18 protein-coding genes are annotated in these 17,119 nt (G+C 64.0%); 6 read left to right on the forward strand and 12 right to left on the reverse strand.

Annotated elements, in window-relative coordinates; genetic code table 11:
* Nucleotides 1-94: 94 nt before the first annotated feature.
* A complete protein-coding gene (locus tag AC3WR3_RS13335; protein ID WP_139434392.1) occupies nucleotides 95-346 on the forward strand; it encodes a DUF1289 domain-containing protein in 252 nt (83 codons plus the stop codon).
* Nucleotides 347-420: 74 nt separating this feature from the next.
* Here AC3WR3_RS13335 and fruA read toward each other — a convergent pair whose 3' ends face one another.
* The 3 genes from fruA to fruB are packed head-to-tail and all read right to left on the reverse strand — an operon-like array spanning nucleotide 421 to nucleotide 4,243.
* On the reverse strand, nucleotides 421-2,157 hold the full coding sequence (gene fruA / locus AC3WR3_RS13340; RefSeq protein ID WP_492292068.1) for a PTS fructose transporter subunit IIBC: 1,737 nt from the start codon (nucleotides 2,155-2,157) through the stop codon (nucleotides 421-423).
* Nucleotides 2,154-3,143 (reverse strand): 1-phosphofructokinase, encoded by a 990-nt coding sequence (gene pfkB, locus AC3WR3_RS13345; protein WP_492292069.1) that lies wholly within the window; start codon nucleotides 3,141-3,143, stop codon nucleotides 2,154-2,156. The genes fruA and pfkB overlap by 4 nt, the downstream gene beginning before the upstream one ends.
* Nucleotides 3,140-4,243 (reverse strand): fused PTS fructose transporter subunit IIA/HPr protein, encoded by a 1,104-nt coding sequence (gene fruB / locus AC3WR3_RS13350; protein WP_492292070.1) that lies wholly within the window; start codon nucleotides 4,241-4,243, stop codon nucleotides 3,140-3,142. The genes pfkB and fruB overlap by 4 nt, the downstream gene beginning before the upstream one ends.
* Nucleotides 4,244-4,549: 306 nt before the next feature.
* Between fruB and cra the strand changes: the two genes are divergently transcribed.
* From cra to AC3WR3_RS13365, 3 genes are all read left to right on the forward strand, one after another.
* The gene (gene cra / locus AC3WR3_RS13355; RefSeq protein WP_492292071.1) at nucleotides 4,550-5,548 is read left to right on the forward strand and encodes a catabolite repressor/activator; all 999 of its coding nucleotides are present in this window, start codon (nucleotides 4,550-4,552) and stop codon (nucleotides 5,546-5,548) included.
* A 304-nt stretch (nucleotides 5,549-5,852) separates the two neighbouring features.
* Complete coding sequence (locus AC3WR3_RS13360) at nucleotides 5,853-7,046, forward strand: aromatic amino acid transport family protein (RefSeq protein ID WP_492292072.1); 1,194 nt, start codon at nucleotides 5,853-5,855, stop codon at nucleotides 7,044-7,046.
* Nucleotides 7,047-7,251: 205 nt separating this feature from the next.
* Nucleotides 7,252-7,638, forward strand: a complete 387-nt coding sequence (locus AC3WR3_RS13365) for an MAPEG family protein (RefSeq protein ID WP_492292073.1) — start codon at nucleotides 7,252-7,254, stop codon at nucleotides 7,636-7,638.
* Between the two features lie 122 nt (nucleotides 7,639-7,760).
* Here AC3WR3_RS13365 and AC3WR3_RS13370 read toward each other — a convergent pair whose 3' ends face one another.
* Complete coding sequence (locus tag AC3WR3_RS13370) at nucleotides 7,761-9,161, reverse strand: DEAD/DEAH box helicase (protein ID WP_139434368.1); 1,401 nt, start codon at nucleotides 9,159-9,161, stop codon at nucleotides 7,761-7,763.
* A 318-nt stretch (nucleotides 9,162-9,479) separates the two neighbouring features.
* Here AC3WR3_RS13370 and AC3WR3_RS13375 point away from each other — a divergent pair, with 318 nt between their 5' ends.
* A complete protein-coding gene (locus AC3WR3_RS13375; RefSeq protein ID WP_492292093.1) occupies nucleotides 9,480-10,292 on the forward strand; it encodes a substrate-binding periplasmic protein in 813 nt (270 codons plus the stop codon).
* 83 nt (nucleotides 10,293-10,375) lie between these two features.
* Here AC3WR3_RS13375 and aroC read toward each other — a convergent pair whose 3' ends face one another.
* Together aroC and prmB are read right to left on the reverse strand one after the other, a co-directional pair.
* Nucleotides 10,376-11,464 carry a chorismate synthase gene (gene aroC / locus AC3WR3_RS13380; RefSeq protein WP_319918159.1) on the reverse strand — a complete coding sequence of 363 codons (1,089 nt, stop codon included), beginning with the start codon at nucleotides 11,462-11,464 and terminating at the stop codon, nucleotides 10,376-10,378.
* 16 nt (nucleotides 11,465-11,480) lie between these two features.
* Nucleotides 11,481-12,416 (reverse strand): 50S ribosomal protein L3 N(5)-glutamine methyltransferase, encoded by a 936-nt coding sequence (gene prmB / locus AC3WR3_RS13385; RefSeq protein WP_202045808.1) that lies wholly within the window; start codon nucleotides 12,414-12,416, stop codon nucleotides 11,481-11,483.
* Between the two features lie 65 nt (nucleotides 12,417-12,481).
* Between prmB and smrB the strand changes: the two genes are divergently transcribed.
* Nucleotides 12,482-13,006, forward strand: a complete 525-nt coding sequence (gene smrB, locus AC3WR3_RS13390) for an endonuclease SmrB (protein ID WP_042650147.1) — start codon at nucleotides 12,482-12,484, stop codon at nucleotides 13,004-13,006.
* A 40-nt stretch (nucleotides 13,007-13,046) separates the two neighbouring features.
* On the opposite strand, the gene AC3WR3_RS13395 is transcribed toward smrB, so the two are convergent.
* The 6 genes from AC3WR3_RS13395 to AC3WR3_RS13420 all read right to left on the reverse strand — a co-directional run bounded on the left by AC3WR3_RS13395 (nucleotide 13,047) and on the right by AC3WR3_RS13420 (nucleotide 17,022).
* Complete coding sequence (locus AC3WR3_RS13395) at nucleotides 13,047-13,457, reverse strand: SRPBCC family protein (RefSeq protein ID WP_202045810.1); 411 nt, start codon at nucleotides 13,455-13,457, stop codon at nucleotides 13,047-13,049.
* A 129-nt stretch (nucleotides 13,458-13,586) separates the two neighbouring features.
* Nucleotides 13,587-14,186 (reverse strand): histidine phosphatase family protein, encoded by a 600-nt coding sequence (locus tag AC3WR3_RS13400; protein WP_492292074.1) that lies wholly within the window; start codon nucleotides 14,184-14,186, stop codon nucleotides 13,587-13,589.
* 73 nt (nucleotides 14,187-14,259) lie between these two features.
* Nucleotides 14,260-14,469, reverse strand: coding sequence for a DUF4287 domain-containing protein (locus tag AC3WR3_RS13405; RefSeq protein WP_171273849.1), 210 nt, complete (start codon nucleotides 14,467-14,469; stop codon nucleotides 14,260-14,262).
* Nucleotides 14,448-14,900: a GFA family protein gene (locus AC3WR3_RS13410; protein WP_492292075.1), complete on the reverse strand. Its 453-nt coding sequence runs from the start codon at nucleotides 14,898-14,900 to the stop codon at nucleotides 14,448-14,450. Before AC3WR3_RS13410 ends, AC3WR3_RS13405 begins: the two co-directional genes overlap by 22 nt.
* 153 nt (nucleotides 14,901-15,053) lie before the next feature.
* Nucleotides 15,054-15,419 carry a VOC family protein gene (locus AC3WR3_RS13415; protein ID WP_247626189.1) on the reverse strand — a complete coding sequence of 122 codons (366 nt, stop codon included), beginning with the start codon at nucleotides 15,417-15,419 and terminating at the stop codon, nucleotides 15,054-15,056.
* A 157-nt stretch (nucleotides 15,420-15,576) separates the two neighbouring features.
* Nucleotides 15,577-17,022 (reverse strand): chitinase, encoded by a 1,446-nt coding sequence (locus AC3WR3_RS13420; protein WP_492292076.1) that lies wholly within the window; start codon nucleotides 17,020-17,022, stop codon nucleotides 15,577-15,579.
* Nucleotides 17,023-17,119: the final 97 nt, after the last annotated feature.

Raw genomic sequence — 17,119 nt, forward strand, 5'->3', positions numbered from 1 at the left:
GGGGAAAGCAAACGCCATCCGCCCCCGGACGCCCTATTTCTCCAAAGGGGATCTTCTGGGTTATAACAAGGTGACAAGATGTGAGAGGTCGTGGATGGAACAGCTCGAAATCTTCCCCCTGACAAGCCCCTGTGTCGGGGTCTGTGAAGTGAACAACAAGGGATACTGCAAGGGGTGCCTGCGCAGCCGGGAGGAGCGCTTCAACTGGCTCGTCATGACCCCGACCCAGCAGCAGGAGGTGATGCGCCTGTGCCGCAATCGCAAGGCGCGGGTCGAAGCCGCCCGTCGCAAGGCCAGAGAGGGTGAGCCCGTCGAGCCGCCATCGCAACCTGGCTGGGATTTCTGACCTCTTCCCTCTTTCTGCCCACCAAAACAGAGGCGGCCCGCAGGCCGCCTTGTCATTCATCGGATGGATACCCGTCAGGCCGTTGCCAGCCTGGCCTGCTCCTCGCCGCGCTTGAGCATGGCGTAGGAGACGCCGGTCAGGAGCGACCCCGCTGCAATCGCCAAGATATACATCATCACATGGCTGATGGCGTTCGGGATGAAGAGCACGAACAGACCGCCGTGGGGCGCCACCAGTTCGCAGCCGAACAGCATGGAGAGCGCACCGGTCAGGGCGCCGCCCACCATGCAGGCCGGGATGACCCGCATCGGATCCTTGGCCGCGAAGGGAATGGCCCCCTCGGAGATGAAGCACAGACCCAGCACGAAGGAGGCCTTGCCCGCTTCCTGCTCCGCCTTGATGAACTTCTTGCTGGCCAGGAAGGTGGCTATCCCCATCCCCAGGGCCGGCACCATGCCGGCGGCCATCACCGCAGCCATGGGGGCATAGGTCTTGGAGGCGAGCAGGCCGACCCCGAAGGCGTAGGCCGCCTTGTTGACCGGGCCACCCATGTCGAAGCACATCATGGCGCCGATGATGACCCCCAGCAGCACGGCGTTGGCGGAGCCCATGTTGTTGAGGAACTCTGTCATGGCATTCATGATGCCAGCCACAGGGCCGCCCACCACGTAGATCATCACGAGGCCGGTAAACAGGCTGGCCACCAGCGGAATGATGAGGATGGGCTTGAGCGCTTCCAGGGTCACCGGCAGGCGCACCTTGTCGCTCAGGTACTTGGCGCTGTAACCGGCCAGGAAACCGGCGACTATGCCGCCGAGGAAACCGGCGCCCAGCGAACTGGCCAGCATGCCGCCAATCATGCCCGGGGCGAGGCCCGGACGGTCGGCGATGGAGTAGGCAATGTAGCCGGCCAGCACCGGGATCATCAGGGCGAAGGCGGAGCCGCCGCCGATCTTCATCAGGGCCGCCGCGAGCGTCCCCTCTTCCTTGAACGCCTCGATGCCGAAGATGAAGGAGAGCGCGATGATGAGGCCACCGGCCACCACCATGGGCAGCATGAAGGAGACGCCGGTCAGCAGGTGCTTGTAGGGGCCGGCCTTCTCCTCTTTCTTGGCCGCGGCGGCGCCGCTGTGGCGATAGATCTTCGCCTCTGTCCACGCCTTGTCGAGTTCGGCGCGGGTCTTCTTCAGGGCCGCCCCCGTGCTGGTGCGATAGATCGGCTTGCCATCGAAGCGGGCCATGTCCACCTCGATGTCGGTGGCGAGGAACACCAGATCGGCGGCGGCGATCTCCTCGGCGGTCAGGGCGTTCTGGGCACCGACCGAGCCCTGGGTTTCGACGCGGATCTGATGGCCCAGCTGCTTGGCCATGGTCTCCAGCGCTTCCGCCGACATGAAGGTGTGGGCCACCCCGGTCGGGCAGGCGGTGACCGCAACGATGCGCTTGGCTCCGCTGGCCGCCTTGGGAGCGGCAGTGGCAACCACGGGGGCGGCCTGGTGGCGATAGAGGCTGGCACCGCTCGCGGCGGCCTCCAGCAGGGCGGCAGGATCCTGCAGCGCCAGATCCATGCTGCCCTGATAGAGGCGCTTGCCGTCATAGGCGGCGAGATCCACCGGGGCGCTTGCCACCACCAGCACCAGTTCGGCGGCGGCGATCTGCTCTTTCGAGGGAACCTGGCGGGGCTGCATGCTGGAGCCGACGTCGAGGATAAGCTCCCAGCCCGCCAGTTTGGCCTGCTGTTCTATCCGTTTTGCAGCGAGAAAGCTGGTGGCAATGCCCGCCGGGCAAGCCGTAACCAGAATTGCTTTCATTGGGCATCTCCTGAGTGTGTCATCGAAAGGGGATTGGATTGAGCCGGTGCCAGCGTATCCAGACGCTGTACGCGCACCTGCTCGAGTAAGGGGTTGAGCACCTTGATATCGTCAAAGCCGACCGCCACCTGGCTCACCGCCAGGGCAGAGACGGCGGTAGCCAGGCGCAGGGTCTGCTCCGGCGTCCAGCCAAGGCTCAGACCATGGGCAAGACCAGCCACCAGAGAATCACCGGCACCCACTGTGCTGACTACCTGCATGCGCGGCGGAATCGCCTGCCAGACGGCATCCGGGGCAAACCAGATCAGGCCATCGGCGCCGTTGGAGATCACCACATGGGGGATCCCGCTGGCCTGCAGGGCACGGGCACACTCGGCCTGATCGGCGAGGGTCTTGATGGGGCGACCTGCCCACTGCTCAAGCTCCTCCAGATTAGGCTTGACCAGGGTCGGCGCCGCCTTGATGCCCTCGCTCAGGGCCGCGCCGCTGCAATCGAAGATCACCTGCTTGCCCTTGGCCTTGAGCAGGCGAATAAGCCGGGCACAGTAATCGGGGGCCACCCCTTTGGGCAGGCTGCCCGCCAGCACGAACCAGTCGGCGCGCGTCGCCAGCCGCTCTATTTCGGCCTCCAGCGCGGCTACTTCCGACTGACGCACGTCAAGCCCAGGCAGATTGAGATCCGTGACCCGGCCCGATTGCTCGGAGATCTTCACGTTGATGCGGGTGCTGCCCGCCACGCGCACGAAATGGTCTTCCAGAGCGCGCGCTTCAAACAGGGAGACGAAGCTCTGCTGGTTGCCCTCGCCGAGCCAGCCGGTCAGGCCCACGTCGCGGCCGAGATCTTTCAAGACCATGGCGACGTTGATCCCCTTGCCCGCGGCGCGCAAGTTGGCTTCGCTCACCAGGTTCACCTCGCCGAGGCTCATGGCGTCCAGGCGGGCGGTGAGATCCAGCGCGGGATTGAGGGTGATGGTCATTAGTGTCATGAGAGCGCCCCCTCGCCCAGACCGGCGGCAATGGCCTCGCCTATCCCCTTGAGGGCCGCCTCGGCATCCGCCCCTTCGGCGCGGAAGGCGAGACGGTGACCACACTTGACCCCCAGGCCGATCACCTTCATCAGGCTCTTGGCGGAGACGGCTTCACCGCTGCCATCCAGGTTCGCCACGCGAATGTCGGATGCATACTCCTTGGCCACCTTGACCAGCATGGCGCCCGGACGGGCGTGCAGGCCATGGGGGTTGATGATGGTGAAGGTGTCGGAAAGCCCGCTCGCCGGACCTGCCTGCAACATGGCCAGACCGTCGCTCCCTGCGAGCGTCCCTAGCTGACCGGCGGCGGCCAGCTTGGCCAGGTTGTCGAGCTGCGCCAGATGGCTGCTATCTGCGGCACACAGCAGCAGCAGGGCGCTGACCGGCTGATCCCCTGCGTTCAGTGCAGTGCTAGGCGTTGCCAGTACCCAGCCGGTCTGGGTCGCTTGCGCGCGGGCCAGCCAGACCCCATCCCCCAGATAGGCGGGCTCGCTTGCCAGCAGGGAGGTCACCATGGCGGCCTCCCCCCAACCGGCGGATTTGGCGCGGGCGGCAGCCCCCAGCAGCAGTTGGTCGCGATCGTCGGCCGGGAAGTCCGCCAGCGTCAGGTATTGCACCTCTTTCGCCGCGCTCGCACCGGTCAGGATGTTGATGATGGTCTCTTCATCCGTGGCCTCTCTCAATTGCGCGGCAGCCTGATCGTCACCCAGCACATGGGTGAGCTGGCGCAAGATGCCCAGATGCTCGTCGGACTTGGCGGCGATGCCGATGGCGACGTAGGCAGTCTGCCCCTCATCCCACTCGATACCCTGGGGGAACTGGGCCACCATGACGCCGGTGCTTTTCACCAGATGGCGGGTGTCCGTGGTGCCGTGGGGAATGGCGATGCCGCTGCCAAGGTAGGTGGCGTGCTGGGCTTCCCGCGCCAGCATGCCGTCCACATAACCGGCCTCCACCAGACCCGCGTCGGTCAGTTTGCCTGCCAGCAGGGCGATGGCGTCCGCCTTGGTCGCCACCGATTGTCCCAGCAGGATTTGCTGTCGCGCCAACTTCAACATAGAGATTCTCCATCAGGTCCGGCTTCGCCTCGCGGCACACCGGCTCAACTCAACTTGGATTTCGGGTAATTTGCCTGCTGACAATAGACGGGAATCTTCCCCCGGGTAGGCCGTCTCGGCATTTCCTGGTCGAACATTCATCGTTTACTGACAAGCTGAATCGTTTCACTTACACTCAGACTGAATCGTTTCAGCCAATTGTTCAAGATCCCACTGAGAGTGCTTTTCAATGATATGATCCCGCGCACACTTTTCGGTGCCCCCACCTGAAACCGTCGCGGGCCTTGCAACTCAAACAGAGCCAATATGATGAAACTGGATGAAATCGCCGCCCTGGCCGGTGTCTCGCGTACCACCGCCAGCTATGTGATCAACGGCAAGGCGGATCAATATCGCATCAGCCAGGCCACCCGTGACAAGGTGATGGCCGTGGTCCATGCCCACAACTATCAGCCGGACAGCCGCGCCGCCTCCCTGCGCGGCGGTCAGACCAGGACCCTGGGCTTCATCCTGCCGGACCTTGAGAACGCCAGCTACGCCAAGCTCGCCAAGCGCCTCGAGCAAGGCGCGCGCGCCCAGGGCTATCAGCTGCTGATCGTCTGCTCGGAAGACGAGCCACAGACCGAGAAGGAGCTGGCCCGGATGCTGGTCAGCCGCCATGTGGATGCACTGCTGGTGGCGAGCTGCCTGCCGCCGGCGGACCCTTTCTATCGGGAGCAGCAGGCCCATGGCGTGCAGATCCTGGCCATAGACCGGGCCCTGGCCGCCGACCACTTCATCACGGTGGCCAGTGAAAACCAGAAGGCGAGCTGCGATCTCACCGCCTCCCTGCTCACCCCCGCCCTTCGCCATGTGGCCCTGATCACCGCCCTGCCAGGCCTAACGATAAGCCAAGAGCGCCGCGCCGGTTTTGAGCAGGCGCTGAGCAGCCACGCCAGCACCGCCCTGCTGACACCCCATGTCTGCGAGGGGGCCCACTTCTCCCGCGCCGAGGGTTATCGCCTGATCAAGGCGCTGCACCAGCGGCTCGGCCAGTTGCCCCAGGCGCTGGTCGCCACCTCCTACATATTGATGGAGGGGGTGCTCGACTATCTGCTGGAGCTGGAGGCCGACATGAGCCGGATTGCCATGGCCACCTTCGGGGACGATCGGCTGCTGGACTTCCTCCCCTTTGGCATCAACTCCCTGCCCCAGCAGCACGACGCCCTGGCCACCCAGGCCCTTGCCCTCGCCTTCGAGGCCATCAACGGCCACTACCGCGCTGGCCTGCACTGTGTGAGCCGCACCCTCAAGCGTCGCCGCTGACGCCCCCTCACGTGCCGGCGCTCTCCTGCCACGCCGGCGCGCTTTTCCACCAGTCAACACCGCATGCTGTCATCTTTTATTTCCACCTGTTGCCACCTCGCAGTACAAAATCCGCCTTTACAGGCTTGTTTCCACTTTTTTGATCCGTTAACGTGGCAACCATCTTTTACAACCCACGGATTTTTCGTAACGATGCGTCCACTCCGATATTGCTAGCCTCCGGTCCCGCCCCCGGAGGCACCTGGCCGACACCGCCACTGGCACGCTTTTTTTACTACGCAGTTTCTCTATCTGGATGGACACCATGAATACCAAAACCCTGGGTTGCACCCTGCTCATCGCCGGCACCACCATAGGCGCCGGCATGCTGGCCCTGCCGCTGGCCTCCTCCTCCCTGGGCGGCCCCGCCACCCTGGCGCTAATGGTCGGGCTCTGGGCCCTGATGGCCTTCACCGCCATGCTGCAGGTGGAGGCCAGCCTCAATACCGGCAAGTGGTACCTGCACCAGCTGGCGGATCACCTGCTCGGCCCCTGGGGCAAGCGCATCGCCTCCTTCTGCATCCTGATGCTGTTCTACTCGCTCGCCTCCGCCTACATCAGCGGCGGCAGCAGCCTGCTGGCCCAGGCGCTGGCCGATGCGGGCACCACCGTCAGCCAGGAGCAGGCGGCCTGGGCCTTCACCCTGCTGTTCGGCGGCATGGTGTGCGTCGGCACCAAACAGGTGGATTACCTCAATCGACTGATGTTCACCGTCAAACTGGTGATCATGGTGGGGGTGCTGGCGCTGCTGCTGCCCCGCGCCGAGGGGCAACACCTGCTCTCCATGCCGCTCGGTCAGGGCTTGCTGCTGGCGGGCCTGCCGGTCATCTTCACCTCGTTCGGCTTCCACGGCTCCATCCCGAGCGTCATGCTCTACCTCGGCGACTGCCCCAAGCAGCTGCGCCGGGTCTTCGTGTGGGGCTCTGCTCTGCCGCTCATCCTCTACGTGCTGTGGCAGGTGGCGATCCTGGGCCTGCTCGGCCAGCAGAGCCTGATCCAGACCGGCGGGGCGCTCGACAGCCTGCTGGCCAGCGTCGGCAACCTGGTGAACTGGCCCGCCTTCAATCAGGCGATGCACCTGTTCGCCGATCTGGCGCTCGCCACCTCCTTCCTCGGGGTGACGCTCGGGCTGTTTGACTTCATGGCCAAGGTGACCCGCCGCAAGGACAACTGGCAGGGCCGCAGCCAGACCGGCATGATCACCTTCGTGCCCCCCCTGCTGTTTGCCCTCTACTTCCCGCAAGGCTTCATCATGGCGCTCGGCTACGCCGCCATCGCCCTGGCGGTGCTGGCGGTGCTGCTGCCGGTGGCCCTGGTGTGGCAGAGCCGCAAGCAGGCACAGGCGCACCATTACCGTGTCCCGGGCGGCGTGGTTGCGCTCGGTCTCGCCGGTGCCATGGGGGTGCTGATCGTCGGCGTCCAGGTGAGCGTCAGCCTTGGCATGCTGCCCGCGCTCTGATCCTTACCGGCATTGGATGCCCCAGATTGAAAAGCCCCGCCAGCATAAGTTGGCGGGGCTTTTTATTCTTCGGGCCCAGGCGCCGTCGGCAGCAGGTTGCGCCCTGGTTTGCCTATTCGCCACATATTGCAGCTACCCTCAGAGGCAAGCCATTGAGGTGCCAAGCAATATCCAGGCAGACACATCCACTCGAGAGCCAGATACCATGACCATATTGCCCATCTACGCGGCCCTGCTCGCCCTGCTCTTCGTCTTGTTGAGCATACGCACCATTCGCACCCGCCACAGCCGCGGGGTGGCACTGGGGCACGGGGATGACCCCGCCATGCTGCGGGCTATGCGGGTGCACGCCAACTTTGCCGAGTATGTTCCCTTGGCCCTGCTGCTCATCTATTTTGTCGAAGTAACCAGCCAGACTCCCTGGCTTGTCCATCTGCTGGGGGCCAGCTTGTTGTGCGGCCGCCTCTGCCACGCCTTTGGCATGAGCCGCACGCCGGAAAACTTCCGCTACAGGGTAACGGGAATGGGGCTGACCTTCGGCGTGATCCTGATAAGCGCGGCCCATATCCTGATCTCGGCGCTGCTCCCCTGACGTTTTGCCGACCGGTTCACCGCTGATCCACCAAAACCCTATCTACCGGAAATAGAAAAGCCCCGCCAGATTGGCGGGGCTTTTGTCAACCGAACAGCCGGGGAGCCTGGCTCCCTAGCCGCTTACTGGTTGTGGCTGGCGCGGCGGGGACGACGGGCCTGGGCCGGTTTGGCGGCACCATCGGCGGGACGCTGGCCACCTTGCGGCTTGGGCTTGCCACCGTTGCCGGTGCGGGCACCGCCTGCGTTGCCACCATTGGCGGAGCGACCTGCACCCTGACGCTGGCCCTGACCCTGCGGGCGCGGCGCACGGCGCTGCTCGCTCGGATCGCGGGGCTCTTTGCGAAGCGGCGCACCGATACCACGGCTTATGTTATCGAGCGTCTCGCGGGAGGCTTCAAAACCGGCCACCTGCTCGCAGGGGATGTTCTGCTTGGTCAGACGCTCGATGGCCTTGATGAGCTTGCCTTCATCGGCAGCCACCAGGGAGATCGCATGACCGGCAGCGCCGGCACGGCCAGTACGGCCGATGCGGTGCACGTAGTCTTCCGCCACGTTGGGCAGCTCGAAGTTGACCACCTGCGGCAGCTTGTCGATATCCAGACCACGGGCGGCGATATCGGTCGCCACCAGCACCTTGACGCTGCCTTCCTTGAAACCGGCCAGGGCACGGGTACGGGCACCCTGGCTCTTGTTGCCGTGGATGGCGGCGGCGCTGACGCCGTTCTTGTCGAGGGTCTCGGCAACGCGGTTGGCCATGTGCTTGGTACGGGTGAACACCAGCACCTGCTGCCAGTCGTTGCTGGTGACCAGGTGGCTCAAGAGCGCGATCTTGTTGGCCTTGTCGCAGGGGTGCACCAGCTGCTCGATGCGCTCGGCGGTGCTGTTGCGCGGGGCCACTTCGATCACCGCCGGGTTGTCCAGCAGACCGGTGGCCAGCTCGCGGATCTCTTCGGCGAAGGTGGCGGAGAAGAGCAGGTTCTGACGCTTCTTCGGCAACAGGGCCAGGATGCGGCGGATGTCACGGATGAAGCCCATGTCGAGCATGCGATCCGCTTCGTCCAGTACCAGGATCTCCACTTCGTCGAACTTGACGGCGTTCTGGTTGTAGAGATCCATCAGGCGGCCCGGGCAGGCCACCAGCACGTCCAGACCACGGCGGGTTGCCATCATCTGCGGGTTGATGCTGACGCCGCCGAAGACGACGTGGCTGCGGATCGGCAGGTGCTTGCCGTAGTTGCGCACGCTCTCGCCCACCTGGGCGGCCAGCTCGCGAGTCGGCGTCAGCACCAGGGCACGAATGCGGTTCGGGGAGACCTTGCGCTTGCTCTCGGTGAGGCGCTGCAGCATCGGCAGGGTAAAGCCTGCGGTCTTGCCGGTCCCGGTCTGGGCGGCGGCCATCAGGTCACGGCCAGCCAGGACGGCCGGGATCGCTTGTTGCTGGATGGGAGACGGGGTGTCGTAGCCTTGCTCGGCAACGGCACGCAACAAGGGTTCGGCCAGACCGAGGGAAGTAAAACTCATAGTTACCTGCTAGGGATAGGGGCGCCGGGGATCTGTGGTGGGGCTCCTCTGCTGAGCCGATGCCATCTCACAGGATCTGGGCCTATAGAGAAAACAACGATTTCCCCGGGGAGCAGAGCAAAGGGGAAAGAATAGAGGCGCAGTCTAACGGAGTTGGCGCACTTACACGAGGAAAATGTGATGCGCCTCCCAGCACGGCTGGAAATACCGACGCTGGCGGGGCAGAATGGCGATGATGATGCTCGCCAGGGTCCGTCCCTGCCCCTCCTGGGGCGCGAATTCATACCCTCACGACACGGAACAGGGAGGTTCTGCTTGATCAGGAGACATATTCGGGTCGCCATGCGCTCTGCCTTGAGCCTGGGCCTGCTGCTCACACTGAGCCTGCCTCTGGGCGCCAAGGAGACACTGTCGGTGGCCTGGAGCCACTGGCCCCCCTTCAGCCAGATCGATGCCGATGGCGAGCTCGGCGGGCTGGACGTGACCCTGACCCGCCAGATCCTCCGCGGCGCCGATCTTGAGCCCGCGTTTCGCAACCTCCCCTGGGCCCGGGCCCTGCACCTTATGGCGCGCCAGCAGCTGGATGTCGCCATGGGGGCCCTGAAGACCCCGGAGCGGGCACGTTTCGCCCGCTTCTCGGCCCCCTACAGACGCGCCAGCTTCGTGCTGCTCAGCCACAAGGCGGCCCCCGGGAGCCCAGATCGCTGGCAGGGGATAACGCACCTTGCGGACTTGTGCCAGCAGACGGGGCTACGCCTTGGCAAGCTGAGGGGCACCCGCCCCCTGCCCCTGAGCGACGCCTGCCCCGCCCTTCGGCAGGCGAGCGAATACAACTCGGACGACAGGCTGATCGCCCTCTTGCTGGCGCGGCGCCTCGATGGGGTCATCATGGAGTGGCAATACGCCCGGCATCGGCTGGCTCAGCTGGGGGCAGAGGAGTTCACCCTGTGCCAGGTGCTGCTGCACCAGCAGCCGGTCAGCCTGATGTTTGCCAGCCAGGCGGTGAGCGACGCAGAGCTCGCCCGCATCGATGCCGCCATCGCTGCCCTCCCCCCGCCAGATGCAACCTTTGCCCCGCCGGTGTGCCGCCTCGATGGCAGCCAGCCCCGGGAGGAAGGCGCTCAGGGCTGAGAACCCCGCACAAACGAGAAAGGCGACCCTGGGGTCGCCTTTTTTGCCTTGCATGGTGATCAGCTAACCATGCTGTTTGCAGATCAGCGCAGCTGCGGGGTCTGGGTATGCACGCCCTGGTTCTGGGCGCGGTGGCGCAGCAGGTGATCCATCAGCACCAGGGCCAGCATGGCCTCGGCGATGGGCACGGCACGGATGCCGACACAAGGATCGTGACGACCCTTGGTGATCATCTCGGTGGCCTCGCCGCTGGTGTTGATGGTCTTGCCCGGCACAGTGATGCTGGAGGTGGGCTTGAGCGCCATGCTCACCACTATGTCCTGGCCGGAGGAGATGCCCCCCAGGATGCCGCCCGCATGGTTGCTGGCAAAGCCGGCCGGGGTCATCTCGTCGCGATGCTCCGAGCCTTTTTGCTCCACCACGGCGAAACCGTCACCAATCTCGACCCCCTTCACCGCATTGATGCCCATCATGGCGTGGGCGATGTCGGCGTCGAGGCGGTCGAACACCGGCTCCCCTAAGCCCACCGGCACGTTGCGCGCAATGACAGCCACCTTGGCGCCTATGCTGTTGCCCTCTTTCTTGAGGGCCCGCATGTACTCGTCGAGGGCCTCCAGCTTGCCCGCATCGGGGAAGAAGAAGGGGTTCTGCTCGATCTGGCTCTGGTCGAAGGCCTCGGCCTTGATGGGGCCGAGCTGGGACAGGAAGCCCACTATCTCGATGCCGTGCATCTGCTTCAGGTACTTCTTGGCGATGGCCCCCGCAGCCACCCGCATGGCGGTCTCGCGGGCCGAGGAGCGGCCGCCGCCCCGGTAGTCACGCTGGCCGTACTTCTGGTGATAGGTGTAGTCGGCGTGGCCCGGGCGGAACAGATCCTTGATCTCGGAGTAGTCCTTGGAGCGCTGATCGGTATTCTCGATGAGCAGCCCGATGGAGGTGCCCGTGGTGCGCCCCTCGAACACCCCGGCCAGGATCTTCACTTCGTCCGCCTCGCGGCGCTGGGTGGTGTAGCGGGAGGTGCCGGGCTTGCGCCTGTCCAGATCGATTTGCAGATCCGCTTCGCTTATCTCAAGCCCGGGGGGGCAGCCGTCGACCACGGCGCCGAGCGCCAGGCCGTGGCTCTCGCCAAAGGTGGTGACCCGAAAGAGTTGGCCAAAACTGTTCCCTGCCATGGGTGCTCCTTGCTGCTTAGCTCTTGTAAATCGCGAAATGGGGCTGGTACTGCTCGAGCTCTGCCTTGGTCATCACGAAGACGCCGTGACCGCCGTTCTCGAACTCGACCCAGGTGAAGGGCACCTCGGGGAACTGGGCTTCCAAATGGATCATGCTGTTGCCCACCTCGACCACCAGCACGCCGTCATCCTTGAGGAAGTCCGCGGCATTGGCCAGGATGCGCTTGGTGAGCTTGAGGCCATCGGAGCCCGACGCCAGGGCCAGCTCCGGCTCGTGACGAAACTCTTCCGGCAGATCCGACATGTCCTCGGAGTCCACATAGGGCGGGTTGGAGACGATGAGATCGTACTTGTCGCCGGCGGGCAAGTCGCGCATCAGATCGGAGCGGATCGGGATGACCTGCTGCTCCAGACCGTGATCGTTGATGTTGCGCTCTGCCACATTGAGGGCATCGACGCTGATGTCGATGGCATCCACTTCCGCATGGGGGAACTCGTGGGCCATGATGATGGCGATGCAACCGGAGCCGGTGCACAAGTCCATGATCCGGGTCGGCTCCTCTTTCAGGAAGGGGGCGAAGCGGTTGGCCACCATCTCGGCGATGGGGGAGCGCGGAATGAGCACCCGCTCGTCCACGTAGAACTCCCAACCCGCGTACCAGGCCTTGTTGGTCAGGTAGGCGGCCGGCACCCGCTCCTGCACCCGGCGGATGATGAGCTCGGCGATGCGGTGACGCTCGCTGGTGGTCAGGCGGGAGTGGCGCATGCCAGGATCCACGTCCGGCGGCAGATGTAACGCGGGCAGCACCAGTTGCACGGCCTCATCCCAGGCGTTGTCGGTACCATGTCCGTAGAAGATCCCGGCGTCGTTGAAACGACTCATGGCCCAGCGCAACATGTCCTGGATGGTGTGCATTTCGGCAACCACCTCGTCGATAAATATCTTGTCCAAATCCACCTCCAAGTCGAGTAATATCCGGCCCGAGAATTCTATACAGCGAGCAAGACGAGTACCTGATGAAAAAAACGCCCTCACCCACAGACGAGGAAAGCCTGCTGTTTCGTGATGCTGTCAAAGGTACCCGGAAAATTAAGCAAGATACCATAAGGGCCTCCTCAAGCCCGGTCAAGCAGAAACGCGAACTGCGTGAAAGCCGCGAAAAGCTTGGGGTTGACCACTTTTTCAGCGACGAGTACCAGCCTCATCTGGACGAAGAGGGCCCGACCCGTTTTGTGCGTGAAGACGTGTCAAAATTCGAGCTGAAAAAGCTCAAGCGCGGCCTCTATCCGCCGGAGATTTATCTGGATCTTCATGGCATGAGTCAGCTCCAGGCCAAGCAGGAGCTGGCCGCCCTGCTCACCCTGTGCCAAAAAGAGAACATTCACGTCGCCTCCGTGATGCACGGCATCGGCAAGCATGTGCTCAAGCAGCGCATTCCAAGCTGGCTGGCCCAGCATCCCAATGTGCGCGCCTTCCATCAGGCCCCGCGGGAATGGGGGGGCGAGAGCGCCATCCTGGTGCTGCTGGATATCGAGGAGTAACCCGGCGCCGGGCAGGAGACGGTTGAACGAAAAGCGCGCCTCAGGGCGCGCTTTCCATATAGCGTTTGAAGTTGTCGAGTATGCTCTGCCAGCCGGCACGCTGCTGCTCGCCGCTGTGTTCGGATTCGGCGTCGAACTCCTCGTGCACCCAGGTGCCTCCCTGATCCTCCACGAACCTCACCCTGACGGCCCGGCCGTCGTCCATGACGTAACCCAGGGAGGTTGGCGGCACCACCTCGGTGAAGGTGCCCTCGAAATCGAACCCCATGCTGCCATCCCGGGCGGCCATACGGTGACAGAAAAGCCCGCCGACCCGCAGATCCACCCTGCTGCCGGGGCAGTGCCACTCGGGGGAGGCTGCATTCCATGCCATGATGCTGGCGGGGGTGTTCCACCCCTCCCATACCAGAGCGACTGGCCGCTCGACCCGGACGCTGACGCTAATCTTCATCGATCTTCTCCTCTTGTCTCGATTCCCGACGCCCATGTGAAGCATGGGTGTCGCCCCTTGACGGTTGTGTCCCGTGAAACCCGGCCACAGATGGTCGCCTCCCCTCGTCTGCGCAGGGCAAGGCGCGGGTTAATCCTGCCCGGCCGGACGGTGAAACCGGATCGGTGACTGAGCCCGGGGAATATTGATCACCAGTCTGCCACCGTTATGCAGTTGCCACTCGAAGAAGTCGGCAAACCCCTTGGTGGTGACGGCCCGGATCACCTTGGCCACCACCCCGTGTGCCACCAGCAAGACCCGCTCGCCCTGCGCCTGATCGGCGAGTGCGATCAACCCTGACGACACCCGTGCTATCACCGCATCCAGCGACTCACCGTCGGGCGGCCCCTCGGCCCAGCGCCGGGTGATGTTGCGCATCCATAGCTCGGGGTAACGGCTCCTCGCCTCTGCCCGGGTCAACCCCTCGAACACCCCCACATGCCGCTCACGAAAGGTCGGGATAACCTGAACGGGCAATGCCAGGGCACGGGAAATCACTTCGGCACTCTGTCTGGCACGCAACAGGGGGGAGCTCAACAGGCGCTGAAACGGCGTCTCCCTGACGAGCTCCTGCGCCAACGTGCCGACCTGCGCCCACCCCGTTTCGTTGAGCCCCATATCCAGCGCCCCCAGATAGCGCCCCTCGGCATTGGCCCGGGTTTCACCATGGCGGATGACCACCAGTTCCATCTTCTATCCTTGCTTCTTCAACAGTGGTCGAAAGCCCTGATACACGAAAGCGACCAGGGCCGATACGGGCGGTTCAACCCTGCGCCAGATGGTGGGCCACCAGGGCATTGGCGTGGCCGTGGCCCATGCCGTGCTCGGCCTTGAGCCAGGCCACCAGCGCCATGTGTTTGCGCTCCTCCCGCCCCGCCAGCAGGGCCAGCCAGTGGGCAATCGGCTGCCCATAGGTTTTCTCGATGGAGGGGAAATAGGAGGCAGGCCCCCTCACCTTCTGTTGTTCATCCATGATTGGCTCTCTTCCAGGGTTGCGGCGACAGGTTCAGGGCTTGGGGCGAACTGCTCGAACACCTGCTGCCCGGTCAGGGTCGGGGTGTCGTTTTTGAGCGCATAAAAATCAGGCTTCTCGTCGATGAAGATCTGCCCGGTGAGCTCGAACCCCTGCTCCTGAAACAGGCCGGCAGAGAGGATGTACTCGTCCGTCGGCAACAGATGGTAGAAAAGGTGGGTGCCGCAGGTGGGGCAGAAGCCGCGCTCCGCCCACTCGGACGAGCGGTAGGCCACAGGGGTGAGCCCCTTGAAACTGACCCCCTTGCCACCATGCACCGCGAACATGGGCCCGCCGGACCAGCGCCGGCACATGGTGCAGTGACACAGGTTGACCTCCTTGTGATCGCCGCTCGAGACGGTGATACCGCCGCACAGACAGGTTCCTTGCATATCCAGCTCCTCTCTTCAGGGTGCGAGCCGGCAGTATGCCGGCCGCATTTAGCATCAAATGAGTAGTCGCTCCCCCCGGGTTTCGCCACTGCCGAGGGGGCATCTCACCCCACCTGGCAGGCCCATCGAGGGATGCCCTCATCGGCATCAGGTTCAGCTCTGCTCCTGCAGGGCGATGCGATTGCCTTCGGGATCCCTGAGCTCGGCCACCCGGATCCGCTCGCTCACCCGGGTAACGGGATAGAGACACTCCCCTCCCGCTGTCAGCGCCCGGGCCATGGCCAGCTCTATGTCCGCGACCTTCAGATAGACCCGGGTGCCGTCCAGGCTCGGCACATAGCTCTCTCCCTTTGCCAGGGCGCCGGAACAGCCGGGCGCCTGCTCATCGAGGGGAAACAGCGCCATCTCGTTGCCATCTATGTGCGCCCGCTCGAGGGCTATCTCGAAGAGCGCCTCATAGAAGCGGATCGCCCTCTCCAGATCCTGTACCGGGATTTCAAAGTGGATGGCGATATTCATGTGTCACTCCTCTGTGCGGGATAAGCCCCCGAACACTCTCGCCTTGTTCCATGTGCCAGCGGGCCCGTCATAGGCCCCTTGCGCCAGCCCCCCATGAAAGAGGGGAAGAGAGGCCCCCCCCTTCCCCATCATGACCGATGACGCGCCCTCGCCGGGCTCAGGTCACCGGCGCCCAGGGGTCTCCCTTGCCCGGCTCGTTGCCCTGGGTCCACCACTTCGCCTGATACACCACGCCCTTATGGCTCACCTTGTTGCCGGCGGTGTAGACCTTGCTGGCCTCCCAGGCGGGCACCCCGCCCACCGGCGGCGTGGTCGGATCGACGGGCGCAGGATCGAGCTTGGCTACCACCCGTACCTTGGGCCAGTTGGCGTGGGAGCCATAGACGTTGGTCACGCACTTCTCGTAATCCCCCGGCACCAGGGCCGAATAGGCGGTCTGGAATCCCACCAGCTCGCACTCGAACGAGTAGCCACCTGGCCTGTCTGCATAATATTTCCAGTTGCCGTCCCAGTTGGTGTAGAGCACGTCGGTGGCGCCGTTCAGGTTGAGGCTGCCATAGGGAGTCTGCTGCCAGCAGGTGTTCTTCTCGTCCGGGAGCAGCGGGATCCCGTAATGGGCGGCCAGCCCTTCCCAGTAACGGATGCGGTTGACCGGCTGCCCCTTGTTCTTGTTCTGCTCGCCACACTCTATGCCGCCGTTGATGACGTTGATGGTGGTGCCAAAGCCATAGCCGATGCCGGCCGCGACCTCACGCTGGGAGGGGACCCAGGTTCTGTCGATGACGTGCAACATGGCGGGTTTGGGGGCTTGCGGTGTCAGGAAGAACCAGATGGCGGAGGCGAGGTTGAGCCAGGAGTCGGCCACCAGGCCGGGGTTGTTCAGCAGCACGGTGGCATTGCCGTCAAACATCGCCTCGGAGAAGGCGCCGTAGTTGAAGTGATAGGATAGCTGTTTCGCGCCACGGCCAAAGTAGCCCTGCCCCGTGCTGCAGGGCCACTTCCTGTTCTGCCAGTCATTCTGGCCACAGCCGGTGGTATAGCCGAGTTGCCCCTCGGCCCAGCCCATCTCGCGCACATGCACCAGCGCCTGCTGCCACTCCTCGAGCCCCAGCGGGTTGTCGGAGACATTCTCCCTGGCGATGTGGCCGCCCGTCTCCTGGGCGAAGTGGGCGAAGGCGGTGACGATGGATTTTTTGCAGATGGCGTCCGCATTGCGCCCGTCCGTGTAGTCGCCGCAGAAGGCGGGGAACTTGCCGACCGCCCGCAGGAAGCGCTCATAGGTATATTCGGGGGCCGCCATCTGGGTCAGAAAGTCCCAGTCCGACTCGGTAAAGACCCGCTCGACCCGTTTGACGTTGTCCGGGTTGTCGGCTCGCCTCGGCACAATCGCATCCACCAGGATGTTGGGGCGGGTGGCCAGTGCCTTTGACCAGATGCCGTACATGGGGTTGGCCGTCTTGGCCTTCTCAACGGCCGCTATATCGGAGGCGGCAATCACATAGCCACCGCTGTTTTGCGGGTCGGGCTGAATCGTCATGGCCGCAAAAGCTGGCGAGGCGCAGAGCCCCGCAACCAGCCAGGCGGTGCGCTTGAGCATGAACATGGGTAACCATCCTTGTCTTGAAAATGTCAGGGCGAGCATAGGCATCCCGACAACTAAATTCACGACAAGAATTAAGAATTTGGCGAAATTGTGAGCC

This window comes from Aeromonas sp. EU05-FHT14A05, from assembly GCF_058791175.1.

Excerpts from the sequence above, each read along its gene's own strand:
- AC3WR3_RS13420 (WP_492292076.1), bottom strand. The coding sequence starts at position 17,022 with ATGTTCATGCTCAAGCGCACCGCCTGGCTGGTTGCGGGGCTCTGCGCC.
- AC3WR3_RS13335 (WP_139434392.1), top strand. The coding sequence starts at position 95 with ATGGAACAGCTCGAAATCTTCCCCCTGACAAGCCCCTGTGTCGGGGTC.
- AC3WR3_RS13370 (WP_139434368.1), bottom strand. The coding sequence starts at position 9,161 with ATGAGTTTTACTTCCCTCGGTCTGGCCGAACCCTTGTTGCGTGCCGTT.
- fruB (WP_492292070.1), bottom strand. The coding sequence starts at position 4,243 with ATGTTGAAGTTGGCGCGACAGCAAATCCTGCTGGGACAATCGGTGGCG.
- aroC (WP_319918159.1), bottom strand. The coding sequence starts at position 11,464 with ATGGCAGGGAACAGTTTTGGCCAACTCTTTCGGGTCACCACCTTTGGC.
- pfkB (WP_492292069.1), bottom strand. The coding sequence starts at position 3,143 with ATGACACTAATGACCATCACCCTCAATCCCGCGCTGGATCTCACCGCC.
- cra (WP_492292071.1), top strand. The coding sequence starts at position 4,550 with ATGATGAAACTGGATGAAATCGCCGCCCTGGCCGGTGTCTCGCGTACC.
- AC3WR3_RS13405 (WP_171273849.1), bottom strand. The coding sequence starts at position 14,469 with ATGGATGAACAACAGAAGGTGAGGGGGCCTGCCTCCTATTTCCCCTCC.
- AC3WR3_RS13365 (WP_492292073.1), top strand. The coding sequence starts at position 7,252 with ATGACCATATTGCCCATCTACGCGGCCCTGCTCGCCCTGCTCTTCGTC.
- AC3WR3_RS13410 (WP_492292075.1), bottom strand. The coding sequence starts at position 14,900 with ATGCAAGGAACCTGTCTGTGCGGCGGTATCACCGTCTCGAGCGGCGAT.
- AC3WR3_RS13360 (WP_492292072.1), top strand. The coding sequence starts at position 5,853 with ATGAATACCAAAACCCTGGGTTGCACCCTGCTCATCGCCGGCACCACC.
- fruA (WP_492292068.1), bottom strand. The coding sequence starts at position 2,157 with ATGAAAGCAATTCTGGTTACGGCTTGCCCGGCGGGCATTGCCACCAGC.
- AC3WR3_RS13415 (WP_247626189.1), bottom strand. The coding sequence starts at position 15,419 with ATGAATATCGCCATCCACTTTGAAATCCCGGTACAGGATCTGGAGAGG.
- smrB (WP_042650147.1), top strand. The coding sequence starts at position 12,482 with ATGAAAAAAACGCCCTCACCCACAGACGAGGAAAGCCTGCTGTTTCGT.
- AC3WR3_RS13400 (WP_492292074.1), bottom strand. The coding sequence starts at position 14,186 with ATGGAACTGGTGGTCATCCGCCATGGTGAAACCCGGGCCAATGCCGAG.
- AC3WR3_RS13395 (WP_202045810.1), bottom strand. The coding sequence starts at position 13,457 with ATGAAGATTAGCGTCAGCGTCCGGGTCGAGCGGCCAGTCGCTCTGGTA.